The organism is Ferrithrix thermotolerans DSM 19514 (genome assembly GCF_900128965.1).
GTDB lineage: Bacteria > Actinomycetota > Acidimicrobiia > Acidimicrobiales > Acidimicrobiaceae > Ferrithrix > Ferrithrix thermotolerans.
Map to the genome: position 1 here is coordinate 13,627 of NZ_FQUL01000027.1, position 18,258 is coordinate 31,884.

Annotated in this window: 15 protein-coding genes; 3 read left to right on the forward strand and 12 right to left on the reverse strand. The window is 50.3% G+C overall.

Features of this window, described 5'->3' with window-relative positions; translation table 11 throughout:
• Positions 1-449: 449 nt before the first annotated feature.
• Both BUA24_RS08585 and BUA24_RS08590 read left to right on the forward strand, forming a co-directional pair.
• Entirely contained in the window at positions 450-767 is a 318-nt protein-coding gene (locus BUA24_RS08585) for a hypothetical protein (RefSeq protein ID WP_072791369.1), read from the forward strand.
• A 36-nt stretch (positions 768-803) separates the two neighbouring features.
• The gene (locus BUA24_RS08590) at positions 804-2,108 is read left to right on the forward strand and encodes a diacylglycerol/lipid kinase family protein (protein ID WP_072791372.1); all 1,305 of its coding nucleotides are present in this window, start codon (positions 804-806) and stop codon (positions 2,106-2,108) included.
• A gap of 24 nt (positions 2,109-2,132) precedes the next feature.
• Here BUA24_RS08590 and BUA24_RS08595 read toward each other — a convergent pair whose 3' ends face one another.
• From BUA24_RS08595 to BUA24_RS08615, 5 genes are all read right to left on the reverse strand, one after another.
• Complete coding sequence (locus BUA24_RS08595; protein ID WP_072791374.1) at positions 2,133-4,715, reverse strand: GGDEF domain-containing protein; 2,583 nt, start codon at positions 4,713-4,715, stop codon at positions 2,133-2,135.
• Between the two features lie 252 nt (positions 4,716-4,967).
• The gene (locus BUA24_RS08600) at positions 4,968-6,383 is read right to left on the reverse strand and encodes an MFS transporter (protein ID WP_072791377.1); all 1,416 of its coding nucleotides are present in this window, start codon (positions 6,381-6,383) and stop codon (positions 4,968-4,970) included.
• A gap of 233 nt (positions 6,384-6,616) precedes the next feature.
• A complete protein-coding gene (gene gad / locus BUA24_RS08605; RefSeq protein ID WP_072791380.1) occupies positions 6,617-7,984 on the reverse strand; it encodes a glutamate decarboxylase in 1,368 nt (455 codons plus the stop codon).
• A gap of 116 nt (positions 7,985-8,100) precedes the next feature.
• A complete protein-coding gene (locus BUA24_RS08610; protein ID WP_072791405.1) occupies positions 8,101-10,581 on the reverse strand; it encodes a YbcC family protein in 2,481 nt (826 codons plus the stop codon).
• A 22-nt stretch (positions 10,582-10,603) separates the two neighbouring features.
• Positions 10,604-12,247 (reverse strand): proton-conducting transporter transmembrane domain-containing protein, encoded by a 1,644-nt coding sequence (locus BUA24_RS08615; protein ID WP_072791382.1) that lies wholly within the window; start codon positions 12,245-12,247, stop codon positions 10,604-10,606.
• Positions 12,248-12,541: 294 nt separating this feature from the next.
• Between BUA24_RS08615 and BUA24_RS08620 the strand changes: the two genes are divergently transcribed.
• On the forward strand, positions 12,542-12,913 hold the full coding sequence (locus BUA24_RS08620; RefSeq protein ID WP_218587453.1) for a helix-turn-helix transcriptional regulator: 372 nt from the start codon (positions 12,542-12,544) through the stop codon (positions 12,911-12,913).
• A 111-nt stretch (positions 12,914-13,024) separates the two neighbouring features.
• Here BUA24_RS08620 and BUA24_RS08625 read toward each other — a convergent pair whose 3' ends face one another.
• The 7 genes from BUA24_RS08625 to BUA24_RS08655 are packed head-to-tail and all read right to left on the reverse strand — an operon-like array spanning position 13,025 to position 18,230.
• On the reverse strand, positions 13,025-15,379 hold the full coding sequence (locus BUA24_RS08625; protein ID WP_072791384.1) for a nitric oxide reductase activation protein NorD: 2,355 nt from the start codon (positions 15,377-15,379) through the stop codon (positions 13,025-13,027).
• 15 nt (positions 15,380-15,394) lie between these two features.
• Positions 15,395-16,198: a CbbQ/NirQ/NorQ/GpvN family protein gene (locus tag BUA24_RS08630; protein WP_072791386.1), complete on the reverse strand. Its 804-nt coding sequence runs from the start codon at positions 16,196-16,198 to the stop codon at positions 15,395-15,397.
• Positions 16,199-16,239: 41 nt separating this feature from the next.
• Complete coding sequence (locus BUA24_RS08635) at positions 16,240-16,503, reverse strand: hypothetical protein (protein ID WP_072791389.1); 264 nt, start codon at positions 16,501-16,503, stop codon at positions 16,240-16,242.
• The gene (gene parA, locus BUA24_RS08640; protein ID WP_072791392.1) at positions 16,494-17,129 is read right to left on the reverse strand and encodes a ParA family partition ATPase; all 636 of its coding nucleotides are present in this window, start codon (positions 17,127-17,129) and stop codon (positions 16,494-16,496) included. The genes BUA24_RS08635 and parA overlap by 10 nt, the downstream gene beginning before the upstream one ends.
• 9 nt (positions 17,130-17,138) lie before the next feature.
• A complete protein-coding gene (locus tag BUA24_RS08645; RefSeq protein ID WP_072791394.1) occupies positions 17,139-17,438 on the reverse strand; it encodes a hypothetical protein in 300 nt (99 codons plus the stop codon).
• 5 nt (positions 17,439-17,443) lie between these two features.
• Entirely contained in the window at positions 17,444-17,854 is a 411-nt protein-coding gene (locus BUA24_RS08650) for a ferritin-like domain-containing protein (protein ID WP_084660358.1), read from the reverse strand.
• A 46-nt stretch (positions 17,855-17,900) separates the two neighbouring features.
• The gene (locus BUA24_RS08655) at positions 17,901-18,230 is read right to left on the reverse strand and encodes an alpha-carboxysome major shell protein CsoS1 (protein WP_072791399.1); all 330 of its coding nucleotides are present in this window, start codon (positions 18,228-18,230) and stop codon (positions 17,901-17,903) included.
• Positions 18,231-18,258: the final 28 nt, after the last annotated feature.

The following is an 18,258-nucleotide window of genomic DNA, read 5'->3' on the forward strand; positions in this document are numbered from 1 at the left end:
TATTTTTCCATGTCTATATACTTTATGCAACCTATCGTTACAAAGCCCTCCCCTACTCTCCACGATGGAGTACTTGGGTTCAATGATTGGCGGGGTTACGTAGCAATCTCGTGATGACTCTTTGGACTTGCTCACCAAATGAGACACTGAACCCCGCTTACCTATGCGGCCTGTATCGTAGCGGCTTGTTCGAACTGAATCGGCGATACATATTCGATGCTCAAATGAAGCCTCTTGCAGCTGTACCACTTAGATCCCCTCAAAGATTGCGGTTCTTGCCTCCTATATTGTGTTAAACTCGGTTCGGTAGACGAGCTCTTTTTTGAGTGACGCCCACAAAGACTTATGCCATAGCGTTGTCAAAACTATCCCCAACCGCTTTCATCGATTGGGTAATGTAAGCAAGTCTCAACACTTCTTGCGAAGTCGTCACTAATGTAGTAGGAGCCATGGACGCTGAGTGGAAGATGGTATCGGGCAAAAGTGCTCTGCCTCTGACGGCTTATCTCTGGTTAGGGGCACCAACGTATTCTTCTTGGATGAACCAGGTAGAGAGGCGGTTCTCAGCCCTGACCACCAAGTACCTCAAGCGAAGCGTTCACCACAGTGTGACCGAACTCAACAGAGGGATTACCAAGTGGGCCAAGGCCTGGAACGAGAACCCTAAGCCCTTTATCTGGACCAAGAGCGCCGACGAGATCTTCGCTTCAATGCAGAAATACCTGGAGCCTATTGTTTCTCCGCAAACTTCTGAGGAGGGACACTAGATGAGTGATCAGTTATGTGTACGATAAGATGGCGCCATGCCTTTTGATGAGACAACAATTAGAGCAAGGCTTCACTGGATCGATAAAGCCTTATCTGTGGCAGAACTCTACCTGGTAGTCGTAGTCTCTCGCCGCCTATACCAAAAGGGCATGAAAATGTCGTTAGTTTCGTTCCTCACCTCCTTTACTACAACTCAAGCCATGAGCACCCTATTAACCGGAGACCTCTACTCCAATCCCGGTCTTGGAGTAATCACCGCACTGGGGAGGATAAACCCATCCATCCGTAATCTGCTGTGGGGTGCATATGGATTAGGTGCTCAGATGACTCAAAGTGCAGTCGATAGGCCTTTGGATGGACGATCGATTATGAACAAAGCGCTACTTGCTGGTGCAGCCACCCTTTCTGCATCGTACACAGAAAGGGTATACGCATCGTTAGTACCCAAGGGGCGTATTAAAACCAAAAAGGCTTTCCTTGTGGTAAATCAGGACTCAGGGTCACACGTTCTAGCCAGGCGAGCGGCTCGTATCTTGAGGTTGATTCACCCAGATATCCAAGTAAGTTGGGTAGGTAGGGACGAGATCGAATCAGAACTAGATCGCGCAATATCAGCTGTCGGAGTGGAAGGAATCCTCATAGTAGCTGGTGGAGACGGCACCGTATCTTTAGCCTGTTCAAAGGCGAGCAAAGCGGGCATCTGTCTTGCTATCTTGCCCGCAGGAACGGGCAATGATACGGCCCGATCGCTCCTTATATCTTTGCATCCCGAACAAGCCGCGATGCAGATCGCTAACGGCAAAGAACGCCAGATCGATCTTGGAGAAAGTCCGCTTGGAAGATTTGCGCATGCTGTCACCGTAGGCATGACCGCTGAGTTTTCGGCATCTGTGCAAAAAGTTAGGGGGAAACTACGTCCACTGGTATATCCCTATAACGCCTTGGCTGTGTTTTTGCGCCGGAAAGACCTCCACGCAGACCTATCTATCGATGGAGCTCCAATTCACATCGCTGATCCTATGATTCAACTCGCGGTAATCAACGCCCCGCGTCTTGGAGGCCGTCTTGGGGTCACTCTTCCCGGTGCGAGCTTAGATGATGGCTTCCTCCACGTTATTGCTCTTTACAAAGGAGCTGCAAGAGAGAGTCTTCGCTCGATCGTGCACCTGCTGAGGAGTGGACAACAGATCACCAAAAGAGGAGTTGTCTTAGGTCGAGGGCGAGAAGTAGAAGTGAGAACGAAGACCAAAACGGTATTTTCGGTAGATGGCGAACCGGTTGAAACGACGTCGATGTCGTTAGCAGTTCGCCCCAAAGCGCTCCGGATTATAGTGGGCTAAAGAATTGATGACCCCTAGACAGATCTAGGTGCTTGGCCCTGATCTTCTAAGCTCCGCTAGCTTGTCGTACATAGACTCTGAGCCAAAGATACCTCCAGCTATCTCCCCTTGAATGAGATTGACGGCGCCAGACACTATATCGAAGTCTTCCTGAGAGTTTACTGCTGTTGCTACAAGCTGTGCTCCTAACGATGTAGCTAACGAATTAAAGGTCGGAAGTAATGGATGAATTCGCCTCCAGTTGTGCATTCCGGGAGAAAGCTTGAGAAGACGAGGCGATGCATCCAGTAGCGAAATCACCGAACCAACGTCGTCGTGTATCTCAAAGCAGAGATGGTACGAGCGCCTCTTTAAGGAGCTAAAGATCTCTGTAAGCTCCGAGGTCCCAAGACTCTCAAGCGCCGAGTGGTCGAGTTCCAAGATGACCGATCTAACCGTCACCTTTGTGCTGTCTTTTAAGGCTCGAATGAGACGTAGGCGATTCTCTAGAGTCTTTCGTGGGATCTTGATCCCCATGGTGAGCGAGGAAAGAGACAGCAAATCTCTGTATCTATCTCCAATGCCCTCCAGCTCTTCATTCAACTGAAGTAGATAACCTTCGAGCAGTTGAAAGTGGAGGCCTGCAACCTCAGCTGCGCGCGCCAGCGCTGGGTATGACACCTTACCAACTCTAGGATCCTCTAGTTCGATTGTGCTCGTTATACCCGATATCGTCTCTTTGGATAGATCGTACAAAGCTGAGTAGCGGATACTCAGACGATGTCCCTCGCTGAGAGCGTCAGCTAATGCTTCCCCGACTAAGCGTTCGCTAGGTTCTATATAGGCGATTGAACCCTCGGCCCTACGCCTTGATCTAGATAGTCTTCCTCCTCGTTTTACTACATACATTGAATGGTCGGCCCGGCGTATTAGCTCTTCAGGTGTGTCAGAAGGATCGTTGGTAATTGCGTAACCTACGCTCGCAGATAAACCTATCCTAACCCCTTCCACATACGCAGGTTCCTCAGAGAGGCTTCTTGTAATGCGTCGGACTATCCGCGCCGCATGAGTGGTGGAGGCCACCACGGGAAGGATCGCTAGGAACTCATCACCTGAGATCCGTCCTGCAATATCCCCCTTTCTTAGACTGCTCTCTATGCGCTTGCCGACGATCTTCAAGAGGGCGTCGCCGACGTGGTGTCCGTACGTGTCGTTTACAGATTTAAAGTCATCAAGGTCTACAAAGACTACGCCGAGAAAAAATGGTTCTTCCAAGGCAGAGACAGCGGCACGAAGTGCACCCATTAGCGCTCGCATATTATACATCCCGGTGAGGTAGTCCCTGTTAGCCTGATCTTCGAGGTTACGTAGTGTATTTGCGCGAGCGGACTGATCTGTTACTGTCCAGATGATCCGCTCCTCTCCTTCAAACTCCGACGTTGTCCGTATTGCTATCCAAGTTGAGGGGAAGCCGGTACCTGAGCTAGTTTGCGCAAGCAACTCAATTTTTTTGGATACGTTAGGCTCAAGCGAACCCATCATCTCTCTTAGTTTGTTAGAGTCTGAACTGTTTACCAGCCTAAGCACATGCGGCTCGTCTCTTTCTCCGAAGCCGAACAGAGACTGTGATGCTAAATTCCAGTACGTCACCTTACCCTCTAGGCCTGTGATCATTACTCCTGTAGGTACGCTATCAAGGGCCTTTGCAAGTCGCGATGTTCTGAGTCTTGTCTCTAAAGCTCTGTCGCTCTCTTCGACATATGAAAATACAGACCTGACGAGATCGTTTATTACCTCTACGAAGATCGATGTCTCTGCAGATAGGAGCCTTTTAGAAAACACTTTTATCTCTAGAGAAAGACCTTCTTGCGCTAGTTCCACGTAGAACTCTTTGCAATAATAGCCCTCCCTGATACCTACAGCCTTTGGGTAAGGGAAGGATATCTCTCCTAAGCCCCTTAGGTGTGATCTTGGGATGTATATCTCTATCCAGGGAGTTCTGGTCACACGCCTGAGGAGATCATAAAGTCGCTTCAAGACCGTTGCAACAACATCAGATTCGCTACTATGTAACACAGTGTCTGCTATCGCATGATGGCTCTTTATAATTTCCTGTGCGATGCGCCTTTCGGTAAGCTGATCACGCACTCTAAGTGTCAAGCCAAAGGCGTCAGCCACCTTTGACAAAAAGGTACGCTCACTTTCAAGTGTTTTACCCTCGACGTAAGGAAACAGCGCAACGAGTAAAGCACCCCTTTTGTAGTTGCCAAGAGGCGTGGTAACAGCGAGGGACGATTGGCCGTGTTCGGGTATCTCCCGAGGAAGGGGGCGACCTTCTAAAGCACCACCTCCAGCTGCGATCTCAACAATCATTTCTCGCAGTTCCTGCGCGCTAAAGTTGCCTCGCCCACTATTTGGGTTAGGGTATGTGGCGAGCAAGACCATCGTGTCTGACGAGAAGGTGGGACCGAGCAAAGCTATGTCGGCTCCGACTGCGTCGCCTACGACTCGAAGCAGCGTACGCAAGGTATGGCCAGGAGATGTTGGCGCGGCCAAGGTATGGGATATCTTAGAAAATGCCAACCTGGAACGAGCCTCCTGCTCGATTGCAGATTCGTTGTCACTCATATCGCATCCATGCCGTTTCCCTCAATGACCGTCCACCTACGGTCCTCATAGTACTTCGTCCTAGTAACGACTTAGTTTATCACTCGATGAATGATCTGTGAGGGAGATTTAGCTTACCCTGATATGAGGTTGACCTCCATAGACAATAAAGGCATAGTTACTCAACACGAAACCGTCCGATACGAATCTAGGGACTAATACCAAGTTGATCGAGCGCCTGGACCCTACCCCAAAGCACGCACTAAAGTCTGACTAGGACCTAGCGCTTAGACCAGCTTTAGCGCCACGGCCTCTCATCGCTGAAAGTAGCGCCGCTACGATCATTATTCCAGCGGAGACGTAAAAGGCTGAGTGTATACCATGAGTGAAGGAGTCAGCTGTAGCGTTGGTAAGAGTAGTGGAGCCAACAAAGATGGCGAACGCCTGTGCTTTAGATATCGTCTGTGAGGCGATTACGATCGCAAGTGCAAAGGAGAAGACCATTCCCGTATTTGCAAAGGTTCTAAGGACACCTGATGCAATTCCAAAGCTTTCGGGAGGAGCCGCTTTCATCACCGCCGAGTTGTTAGCTGGGAAGAATGCTCCGGCTCCGATAGCTCCCACTATGTACGCTAGTGAGACCGCCCAAAGAGGGGACGTAGGTGTAAGCTGAGCATAGATAATCAAGGCGAGCACCTGGATAGACAGACCGATGGTAGCAGGAATTACTGCTCCAACCTTATCGGCCATTCGACCACCAATTGGGCCTACTATACCACCAACGATGTAGCCAGGCACCAGCAACAAAGAGGCATCCACCGGCGACAGATGGCGAACTCCTTGTAGGTACATAAGTAGCAGAAATAACACGGCAAAGTTAGCTAGAGACTGTAGCAATGCAGCAAGCATGGAGGGAGCTAAGGTGGGTATTTTGAAGATGCTTAGAGAAAGCATCGGATCTTTCTGCATCTTTTCTACGAATGCGAATACTACAAGTAAAGCAACCCCAAGCAGTAGCAGGGATACTATCGTGAGATCTAGCGACTGCGAGGTAAGTTTCGTCATTCCCCAAAGTAGCGAAAACAGCCCAGCCCCGAGAATCACCATTCCAGCTACGTCAAGTCGCCTGGAACGCCGCTCGGTAGACTCCTTTAAAACCCTTAGGGCCAGGGCAAAAGCTGCTAGACCGATGGGGACGTTGATCCAAAAGATCCAGCGCCAAGATAAATAGGTGACTATTACACCTCCCAAGACTACTCCCAGCACAGCACCTACGTTCCAACCGATGGCGTTGAAGCCGTATGCCCGACCTCTTCTCTCAGGTGGAAACGTGTCGGCTATGACTGCACCGGAGTTTGACGCAACAAGAGCCCCACCAACGCCTTGGAGAAGACGAAATCCAATTATTGACGCCTCGTTCCAAGATAGAGCACAGAGCAGAGATCCAAGTACAAAGATCAAAAACCCAGTCTCATACATTCGAACACGACCGAACATATCTCCGATCTTGCCTACTTGCGTCGAGAGAAGGGTTATGACCAGGAGGTATCCTATCACCACCCAGATCACCGATGATAGACCTACATGTAAAGCCCTTTGCATCTCGGGGAGCGCTAGTACTACTATGGTAGTGTCAACAGCGGTAATTAGCACGCCAGTGACGATAACTAGTAGCGCTAGTGACTGCATTTTTGTCGATAAGCTCTGAGTGCTCACAAGCCTAACATCTCCCTATCTGAGCGTTGATATGGACACATCTCACCACGGTCCTATGGTACACCAACACCTGACTAAACACTAAGTCGATGGTTGTAAATTCCAACTATTGGCGTATTCCCAAGACCAACTACGTTATTTGATACTTGCGACCGTCGCACTATCTAGGTATCTAATGGGTCGTCAATGCAGCGCTTCTGGCATCTCTAGTGTGAAAACCCCCCTTTTCGATGGCTATTGGCAGTTGGTGCCATTGGGTTGGCATCAAGGTATTTAAGTGCCTGCTGTAGGTCTGACACAAACTGGCGAGCAAGCTCAAGGGTGAACCCTTGTCTTACTACTACTCGCTGAACAACGGTTGACTCAAGGTTGGAAGGAAGTGTATAGGTTGGAACCTGCCAGCCAAAGCTGCGTAGTTGATTAGAGAGCCGGTATAGATCAACCTCGCCCTTCCTTGAGGTCCACGTAACAAGAGGCAGCCCCGATCGGCCGTCTGAAACGATCTCGAAACGATCGATGGAACGAATCTCGTCTCCGATGAAGGCTGCGCAGTTTCTGAGGTTGCTCATGACCCTTTGGTAACCTTCAAACCCGAGCCTAATGAAGTTGTAGTACTGAGCCGCTACCTGTCCGCCTGGACGCGAGAAGTTGAGCGCAAAGGTTGGCATTTCTCCACCTAGATAGTTCACTCTAAAGACAAGATCCTCAGGTAGATGTGACTCATCTCTCCAGATGACCCATCCAACACCCAATGGAGCGAGACCGTATTTATGCCCCGATGAGTTTATTGAGACGACTCTTCGCAGTCGGAAGTCCCACCGAACGCCTGGATCAAGAAACGGTGCGACAAAACCGCCACTCGCAGCGTCCACGTGTATCGGTACGTCGATACCTGTCTTTTCCTGCAAGTCATCAAGTGCCCTATGCAACTCCTCAATATTTTCATAGTGTCCCGTAAAGGTCGTTCCAAGAGTATTTACCACGCCTATGGTACTTTGGTCACATTGACTTACTATCTCCTCGGGATCAGAGACGTAGCGTCCGCTACGTAAAGGAACCTCTCTTATCTCGACGTCAAAGTAACGTGCAAACTTATGCCAGCAGACTTGGACCGGACCGGTTACCAAGTTAGGAACTTTCGCGACTTTGGACTCATTGGCAGACCTCCACCTCCACTTCATTGCAAGACCACCCAACATTGCAGCCTCACTCGAACCGGTCGTAGATGTTCCCATCGTGCTGTCTGCTTGAGCTGAGTTCCATAGATTCGCAATCATGTGTACGCAACGCTCTTCTAGCTCTGCGGTATGGCGATACTCATCCTTGTCGATCATGTTCTTCCCGACGGCGTCGCTCATGATCTTTATTACCTCAGGTTCGTACCAGGTTCCACAGAACGTAGCGAGATTCTGGCGCTCATTACCGTCTAACATGAGCTCGTCCTCTGTCAATTGATACGCCACGGAGGCCGAGCTTTGACCCTGGGGCAACCTGAACTTTGGTAGTTCTTCCTCTGGCGAGTTTGTGGCTTGAACAGTGACGTTTTCTGAGTCTTTGATGGTCCTATGAAGCACTGTACCTCCCTCGATAGTCTCCCTGGGAGTCTAGATGCTTGAAATCGAAGAGGTCAGATTGAGTTCGGGGTTGCTGCGTGACCCTTTAGCGCCATAACCGAGAGATGGAAAGACCTCTATTGCATATAAAAGGGTCTCAGCCAGTTGCCTTCAGATATCCTGCGATATACGCTGCCATCTTCTCCGATTCTATATAGGTGGATCCATTGATTGTCTATAAGCTCCCTGACGAGTTGATGTTTCGCTATAACTTTGTCGATCTCCATTGACGGTGCTTCGATAACCACATTTAGACGCACCGGTTCGTGCACCCAGTCTTTGCCGTCGTGAAGGGACTGTATGGCCAAACCAACACGTAGGTCTCCCCCGTTACCCTCTAACACTCCGATCGATCCGCCAACTACGTTATGGAGCACCTTGTTACCACTGCCGAAGTGTAGGTTATCGACCATGGATCCGTAGTACTGCATGTTAATCCAGTTCGCAACCACCATAGGAGCTGTCATTATCAACTCTAGGGTTGAAAACTCTATGTCACTACGCCAGTCGTAGTCGTGCAAGAACGAACGACCTTCAAGACTAAGGTGACGTGTACGCTCCCTGGGGGCAGCGATGAAAGAGGCGTTCTTGGCAAGCGCCCACTCTGGCCTTACCTCCGCCCAGTTTCTTGTCCGACGCTTGATATCACCTCGTATCTTATGGACAGGAAGAGACGCCGTACCAAGAAGGCTAGACCTCTCCAATCGAGTGAGGTCCCCAGCCGCCTCCAGCCAACTGCGTAACCTCTTTAGGTCATCTGCGTGTGTAGAAGGTAGATCATCGGTGTCAAATAGCGTGAATTCGTCCGTAGTTGTATCGTGAAGAGCCGGGACAAAGAAGCTATCCTTGGGGATCGATATACCCTTTTCTTCAAGCCCTTTTCTTGTTGTTGGATCGTTTAGAAGCGCTGCTGCTATCCGTGCGCTAGCCTCTCCTGTCTGTCCGGCACAGGCGCCACAGTCCAGACCGGTCGCCTGTGGATTGTTCACCGTGGTGCTTCCGTGGCCCGCCAAGACGATGATCCTGGAGAAGTTCGACGTGAGCCCCATGTTCTTCAAGATAAACTCTCCCACGCTCGCCAGGTCATGACGAGGGATACCACTTTTTTGGATAAAGGAGTCTGAAGAACTAGCGGCCGTGAGCAGAGGACGAAGCTTATGTTTTGCCTCGAAGGACAGCCCCTTTTTGTCGGGATGAGCAACCGTTCGGGTCCAACCCATGGAGTCCCCAAAAAGCTTCGGAATGTAGGCAAGCCCTATGGTCTCCACAAAGGTAAACGTTGAAACCGCTGAGGTCTTGAAGTTTTTCCAAGCTCTAAAAAGGCTGAGCCTCAGCCGCCGTTTGACAATCTCTCGCTCTATCTCTCGCTCGTTGCTATGACTAAGTCCTTCCCAAACTCGATATGGAGGGTCGAAGATCACCGGTAGATGGCGCTTGGGTACGTCAGATCCCAGGGGCACATACTCCATCTGCACACCAAAGAAACCCGCAAAGCCCAAGGTCTGGACTTTAGGAGCGACCGTCTCCAGCGACCGTCGAATAATCTCGGACCTGACGTCTATGCAAAAAGCTACCTGGGCATCCGGCCGACTCTCCATTGCCACCTCTGCTCCTTGAGACTCAAGAAGGTCCACGAGACTGCGTTCATAACCGATCTCGAAGGCTCGCTGAAGCACTACGTCTATGTCGTTTTCCACAGAGATACTTTCGGAGACCACTCTAGAGGCCAATGCAGACTGCCACCTTGTGGGGAGGTCACTGTCTTTATACGCCGCCAACAAAATAGCTTCCCAGCTAAGGCGCACAGCTAGAAGCTCTGCGAGTGAGGTATCGCTGTCTCCTTTCAGCTCTGCTTGCCACCGTGTATAACGCGCCCAACTTGCCCACCCTCCTACACTCATTATTGCACCAAAGAGGTAGTCATCTAAGAGGTGCTCCGGGACTTGTAAAGCCGACAGCGCCCAATCAACGGCCTTCGAGGCGTCACTAGGAAGAGCAGAAATTAAGTCATCGATCTGTTTGAGACCCATAATCTTTGAGGTTTTATCCAGCTTCATAAACTCAAGCCATCCGCTGTAAAGCGACTGGTTATACCGCCAGGGTGCCGTCCAGTTTGCTTGACCCTCATCAAAGTATGAGGCACAGTAGTGACTTACCCTTTCTCTAATAACCATCGACCAGTCGCGATCGGTGTTTTGTGCAACATAGTCGCTAAACAAAGGCAGTGGTTCTCTAGCACCGGATCCAGCTACGGCCGATGAGGAAAGTACATCCTTTACAGTAAGAGCACTTCTTAGCTCTGAGATCGCAAGTTCGATGTCTAGCTGCGATATTCTCCCACTGGCGATGCGATCACGGTAGAACCTTCGGTCCATCGTCAGGGGGGAACCTAAAGTCCCAGCGAGCTTAGAACCCGCTTGCCAAAATGGCATGTCGCGCAGTCCAAAGTAAGGGCTCACAGCCACAAAGTGCTTCAAGGGCCAAAGGGGAGCTACCCTCAGACACGCTCTTTCGATCAAAACATCGTATTCAGTGTTATCGGTCAGTTCAATCTCCATGGGCTTCACACTCAACTCCTTTTTACCTTGACAGGGAATGCTTCGAGCTCGACGACAGCTTCGACTTGGAGATCTTTGTAGCGTCGAGATTCATAACTTGACTGAGAAATAGGTCAACATAAAGGCCGTTATAGATCCCTGCATAAAGCGCCTTACCAAAGCGGGTGGCTGAGAGTCGTGGAAGAAGCTGTTGCACAAGGAGCAACGTAGTAAAAGACACTCCTACGACAGTCAATAACCAGATTGGAACTCTGTCAGCCTGAACGTGATCACTAGGCACGCTACTGGCGAGAACCAGTGTCGAGAGATCATGCAGAGCAAAGTACGCACCACACACGAAGATACTAATTACCGCAACCCTTACAAGAAGTGCTGCAGAAGCTCTAGCGCTTTGGTTCAATCCCTGAAGGAGAAGTTGGCTCATCGCCATGGTCAAGATCACACCTACAGCCAAGAGTGTTGGCTGACTTTGAAATCTGACTCCAAAGACCATGCCGACAAAGAAGGTCACGACGCCTGAGACGACTATCGCCAATAGAGCTCTTGTAATGGTCTGATCCGCCTTTGTCTTTTGGAGCGTGGCTCCCCTGAAGTTGTCAACGACGCTTCCAGAGGACAAGAAAGCGTGAGCTTTGTACACAGAGTGTGCCACTATGTGCAATACAGCCACGCTGTAAAGACCCAGGCCGCACTCCATCATCATAAATCCAAGCTGCGCAGACGTGGAATACGCTAGAGACTCCTTTATATTCGTCTCCGCCATCATCGCCAGCGACGAGACAAGGATAGATCCAAGTCCCACGATCACCAATACGGTCCAGCTCCACTGCACATGTGCGATAAGGCTGCTCACCCGAAGGAGCAAGAATGCTCCTGTGTAGATCAGACCAGCATGAAGAAGTGCCGATACCTGAGTCGGCGCCTCCATGACCTGAATGAGCCAACCATGCAAGGGAAACACTCCGCTTTTCAAGATTGCGGTCAGAACTACCAACCCAGCCGCGATCTGAAGATCAGTCTGCAGCGGGTAGTGGAGTCGATCCACTCGAAGCACAGCCGCTGAGATCGATGACACTTTGAGGTTTGTTGCGATAAGCACAAAGGCTGTGAAGAGGGAAACGTCTGCAACTCTTGAAAGAATGAACTTCTTTCTTGCTGCCACGACGGCGAGAGGACGCTCCTTGTAAAAGACCAGTAGTTTGTGGAGAGAGACGCTTGCTGCGACAAAAAAAATCCAAAACTCCCACATGTTGTCCGCCGTGATCAGCAACAAGAATGCACCAAGGGTAAGGCTTAGCCATCTGTGAAAGCGACCCTCGTGAATGTCTCCCGCCATGTAGGAACTGGAGAATCTCGATACAATCGATCCCATATAAGAGACCAACAAGAACATGATGAGTGTAAGTGGATTTATAAGAGTAGCTATCTTGAAGGCGACAAAGGGCGCTGGCAGTGAGACCGAGACGATCGTTGCGTCGTGTTGGGGAGTTAAGACAAACCCAACACCAGCGCCGATAGCACACAACAGCGCGAACCAAGCCGCTTTGGTGCTCACAGATCTTTCGAGGGACTTATGTCTATCTGCGCCAACTCCGATCAGTAGTCCGGCTATCAGATAGGGCAAGGGTCCGACAAGGATAAACGTGGAGGTTATCTCTCTTACCATTCAGTGTTCCTATTCATATATCAGCTCAACTCCGTAACTTCAGTTTCCCTGGGTTGCCTACCAACCATGTCTCAACCGCACCTCTATGGCTTCGATGCTGTCGCTCAAACAAGACCCGAGCCCTCCAAGGCAAGAGCCCGTCATTAGACCTCTTACAACAGAGATAACTTTCCTCACAACATATGCAATCCTCTTCGTGAATTGCTGTACATATCTTATCGCGCCCAGACTTGGGCTGTCTGCCTATTTGGAAATTAGGTAGTCAAATTTACGAAATCGACTACGCTAATCGACGTGAGGGACGAAAAATTAGCCAAACACGAAGTGGAGAAGCCATCTTGGACCTTCCTTACAAACCACGGACACGTTCTTTTGTGCATATGTAGTGACCCCGCAATTAGAGGACGCGACATAGCGGCTCAGGTTGGCATTACAGAGCGCGCCGCTCAGGCTATTATCGCAGATCTGGTTAACTCTGGATACGTACTGCGGAGGAAGGTCGGTAGAAGAAATCATTATCTAATCAACCCCGACCAGCCATTTCGTCATCCGGTCGAACAGGCACACCGAATCGGTGAACTACTACAGCTACTGACAGACAACCAAGCGGCTCTGCTTGAGAGTGGTAAATCAGAGGAAAAGAAAGAGGTAAGTCAAGCGGGCTAAAGTAGCAGCAAAATTACAGGTATCGGATCCCTGGTTAGTGAAGAACACTACAGCCAATACCTGGAGCGTGGCAAGGTGTATTCACATTTGAAACACTGACTGGATAGCACTTTATCGCGTAAGACCTCCATATAAGAAGGGTAGCTTTTCGGGCAAACGCTCCACATGGTCAATCACTACGTAGTTGCCTACTCCAAATATATTTGATACATACTGATCAGCACGTGCATCAAGGCTAAGACAAAATGTGTTCACGCCCTCACGATGAAGCCCCTCCACGGCCTTCTTAGCGTCAAAGCGCAGATACTGAGGATCGCGTACATCGTTATCTGCGGGTTCGCCGTCGGTGATAACCATAAGCAGTTTTTTTCTTGTCGGCTGTCGTTTCAAAAAACTCCCAGCATGACGCATAGCAGCGCCCATGCGGGTGGAGAGCTGACCTGTCATTCCAGCTAGATGGGCCTTTGCAAGGTCATTATAGGAAGAAGAGAAGTCCTTGAATCTGTAGTACTCGATGTCGTGGCGCCCATTTGAATCGAAGCCGTGGATAGCAAAGGGATCTCCGATCCTGTCAAGCGCATCAGCGAGCAGAACGGTTGCCTCTTGCGCCAATTGCAATACAGAGCTTTCCGTACCGACAACTATGTCGTTCGTTGACTCAGAGAGATCGATTAGTAACAAGACAGAGAGATCGCGCACCTTCCTTATGTTTCTCATCATTATGCGTGGATCTGGCTGTTCTCCTCTGCTTATCTCGACCATAGCTGCGATCGCAGCGTTCAGGTCCATCTCATCCCCATCCTCTTGTTTGCGCAGTCTCTGTACCCCTTGGGGCTGGAGCGCCTCAATGAGAAACTTCAATCGAGCGATAATCGGTTTATTCTTGGCGGTTATCTCTTCTATAACCTCGAGCGAACCCAGTTTCGCTCGCTTTTCCAATACAGTACACCACCCAGGTCTCTCCAGTTGCATCTGGTAGTCCCACTCCGGATAATGAAAAGGCTCGGGCGGAGGTTCTCGACCTTCCTGTTCGTTGACACTCGTAGTCTCTTCATCTCGAAAGAACTCAGTTGAAAGAACCCATACCTCATCGGCATCGTCTCCAGCACCTGGCACATCGACCGTGTTTATCATCTCCATAAGGCTTACGTACTTTCTAACCTGATGAAGATTCGCTGCGAGATAGGCGTCGACGGTGTCTTGGAGATCTTCAAACTCCCAGATATAGCGGTTATCGTCGCGATAAATGGGTAAGAAGGAGAGCTTGTCGCTAAGAGAATAGGTTAGTCCCACGGACTGAAGCTCCTTGGAGAGGAGTAACCCTACCTCTAGAGAGAGATCCTCGCTATCGAGTCGGTCGTATGATTCACTGAAAACTTGACGTCCGAGAGCTACGAAGGGGTGTTCATCCTGGTAGGTTGTGTCCAACAACGCCCGAGCTAACCTACCCATTAGAGCGACTGCGCTCTCACCCGAACTTGGGTTTGCGTGATGAAGGGAGAGCCAGGTCTGATCTAATCCAGGGAACTCATTTAGAGCAAGAGCCTCAACTCGTGCATCCTCTACGAGCCCGATGACCATCACATCTGTTTCACTGAGACCCTCTCGATTGAACTGTCTTTTTGTATAGACCTGGTGACATGCCCCGTGTGCCGTAGCGGCTCTGTAGATCTCTATACCTGATACCCTTCTTTCCCTATCAGTACCGGCTCCAAAGACAACGTCGTCGTAAGCGTCCGGAACGTGAATTATGTACCCGTCGACCGATGGTCGATATCCCTCTCGATCGCTAAAGTCCCCACTTGTAGGACGAAGGAAGAAGTCACGCCCCCAAAGTGCTCGCAAATACATTCCGATGCGACGCTGGACATCTATAAACAGTGTTCCTTTGCGCTCTTTTTGAAGGACTCCAAGCGACTCTGGACTAGAAAGCGAAAAGTACCCTACCTGCGCGTCGAAGTCGGTTCTATGCGCTTGAGCCCCCCAGAGCGCCCAGCGCCTAAGTCCACCGAGAGTAAGCTGGCCTAAGAGAACCTCCAGATGCTCCAGCATCGGTCGAAGTCCCCTCGGTGCCTGTGCCAAAAGTACGTCGAGAAGGTTTAGGTAAGACCTAAACAGCTCGAGATCACCTAACCGCTGTGCTGCAATTGGACAGGTCGAAAACATGGTTGAAATGACTGATGCGCTCGTCTTTGAGTACATCTTGATACCAGCCGCTAACATCTCACCTACAGCCTCTTCCCCAAGCTCCTTCGCTACCAAAGGCGCGCCTTGAAGGTAAGAGACGACTAAATCAGTCCCTCTCCCCAGCGACTTGAGGCTAAGTGCACCTCTTAGGTACTGGTTCTCGAGACCTCTTGGCGAAAACACACGCGCAGCCTCGTCCCAAGAGGCGCGTAGCACCTCGTGTGCATGCTCTCCGAGCTCATCTAGGACGTCTTGATACCGGTCAAGTTCGACTGCCATCTAAAGCCCTAAATCTTAGAAAAAGGTGTTTACTGCGGCGTCCAAAGCGTCACGCATATCTGGATCATCTGTTATTGGTTGCACAAGAGTCATGCGACAGGCCACAACAGGCGTCACTCCACGAGCCATTAGGCTCCCTGCATATATGAGCATCCGTGTCGATATTCCCTCGTCAAGTCCGTGTCCTTTTAGGTTCCGAGCGCGTTCAGCTATCGATACAAGCCTGTCTGAGGTATCTGCGCTCACTCCAGATTCGTGAGCGACGATCTCCGCCTCGATGTCGTGTGAAGGGTAGTTGAAGTCCAAGGCTCCGAATCGTTGTTTGGTCGACTGCTTCAGATCCTTCATGAGACTTTGATATCCGGGGTTATAGGAGATAACCATCTGAAAGTCTGGATGAGCCTCTATCAGCTCTCCTCTCTTCTCAAGTGGAAGAACCCGTCGAGCGTCGGTAAGAGGGTGGATCACCACTGTGGTGTCCTGGCGCGCCTCGACAACCTCATCCAAGTAACAGATCGCTCCGTATCTTGCTGCGACCGCCAATGGCCCATCCTGCCAACGGGTGCCGGAGGCGTCAAGCAAAAATCTCCCGACTAGGTCCGAGGCCGTCATGTCTTCGTTGCAGGCAACCGTGATGAGGGGTTTTCCTAGCTTCCACGCCATGTACTCTACAAATCGAGTCTTTCCACAACCGGTAGGACCCTTTAGCATCATAGGCATCCGAACCGAGTATGCGGCTTCGTATAGTTCGATCTCATCGGATACGGCACGATAGTAGGGTTTCTCTTTGATCATGTACTGTTCAATATCGTTATTCATCTATGTACTCCTAAGGCCAAGTGTCTCGATGGGTAAGGGTCTCAGTCTGGCCAAACTCGCTTAGGGTGCAGTTCCTGCTTTGATGAAGACCCTTTATCTTTGGGTTGAATAGCTGACTTGTTCTCCGGAGAACCCTTTTCTGATGATCTTTTGGATCGTGTAGTGCCTACGGTCTTGGTTCTATTTACACTTCGGTCTTTGGGTGCTGTTTCCATCTGATTGGAACCCTGTTCACCACTATCACCCATAGATTGCACCTTTTGCACCTCTTGGGCTAACTTCGACCCGAGCCTATTTACCGGCATAGTAACTCCTCAACGATCCCTTCTATATCATTTACTGCGGCGTCGCCCCGTTTACCGAGACGATAAACACTGACCCCCTCTACGGCTGCATTCTTGAATGCAGCACGTCGGGAGACCTTTGCAGCTAGCACAGGCGTATCAAGAGCCGCTAGAGCATCAGTCATCGCCCTCGATAGGGCACTTTTAGGCTCTACCTGGTTCAAAACCATAAAGGCACTAAGTTTTTTATTCACGCTCTGTATCTTCTTTGTCAGCTTAATCATCTCTACAGACGCCCAAAGGTCTATCGGTGAGGGTAGAACCGGTATCAGTGCGATATCAACAACTCCAAGCAGATCAACGACCTCTTTACTGTAGATCGCAGGAGGACAGTCGATAACTACAAAGTCATAAGTACCCGCTGATTGATGTATAGATATAGCTGGAGGGCCATCGACCTTTTGCACCTCTGGAAGTTGATATCTCGAGTCCGACATGGCAACCCATTGACTCAAAGAGTTCTGAGGGTCTGCATCAACAATTAGTACCCTGCCCCGGCGGCTGAGTCCGTCAGCAAGATTGAGGGCTAATGTGGTCTTCCCCGTACCACCTTTTTGACTGATTACAGCAACCTTTATGGCTTTCAAGGTCTACCCTCACCGATTCTCCGGTTGATCGGCACCTTTAGCCATGGAACTAACCGCAACCTCCTGCATCTCGCTGACGAAGATCTTTAGTTGGGGTCCTAGCTCAATTTGGCTCTGAGCGTCTATCGTGACGTTCACGTAAGTTTTCCCAAAGCTGACGTTGGGATAAAACTCCATACGCCTTGAGATATCCGCCATATCATCTAGGAAACGACGTGTGTAGCTGTACTCTGGGAATTCAAAGCGCCAACTAAGTGACTCTGTTGTGTTACTCGGTGATGGGGAGAACTCTATGCCATCTCGTTCCATAGTACTTATGCCCTGCCTGCACTACGCATATCCGCCAGAAGTCGGTCGATCTCAGCTAAATGGTGTAGCTCATCCCGAAGCAGACGATCGTATAGTAAATTCATCTCTATAAGGCGGAGTCGTCCACAGTACTCTTTCGCCTCGTCATAAAGCCCAATTACCTCAACCTCGAACTCGCGATCTATGGCAAGCATCTCCTGCAGAGACCGTCCAGGACGAACAGGTGGAAGTTGAAGACCATTTGGAGCTATACCGATCTTTAGCATGTGATCGATAACAAGCTGAACATGACTCATCTCTTCCTCTGCTTCGTTTCGAAACATGGCGCTGTAGTCCTCCAAGTGCCACAATGCAGCCAAAGACGACTGCGTCAAATACTGTTGGACTGCCGCCATCTCATAGCGGAGAGAGCGCATCAAATAGCCTGTTAACCTTGGATCGTTCACTCTTATCCGTCGAGGGCTAACTTACCAAGCCGTCCCGGCCGCCATCTATGTCGGCTGGGGATGTGGGCAGAATGTTCTCAACCTCGCTGTGTACACGAGCGATGATGTGAGCAGCAACAAGACCATCACCAACACGCTCGCATGCATCTGCTCCAGCCCTAACCGCTGCATTTACAGCACCCGTCTCACCACGAACTAAGACCGTGACGTACCCGCCACCAACAAACTGACGGCCAACTAGCCGTACCTCTGCTGCCTTAGTCATAGCATCAGCCGCTTCGATCGCAGGGACTAATCCTCTGGTCTCGATCATTCCCAGTGCTATTCCGCTGACTGCATTTGCCATATCTATTGGTTCTCCCTTATTGTCGTTG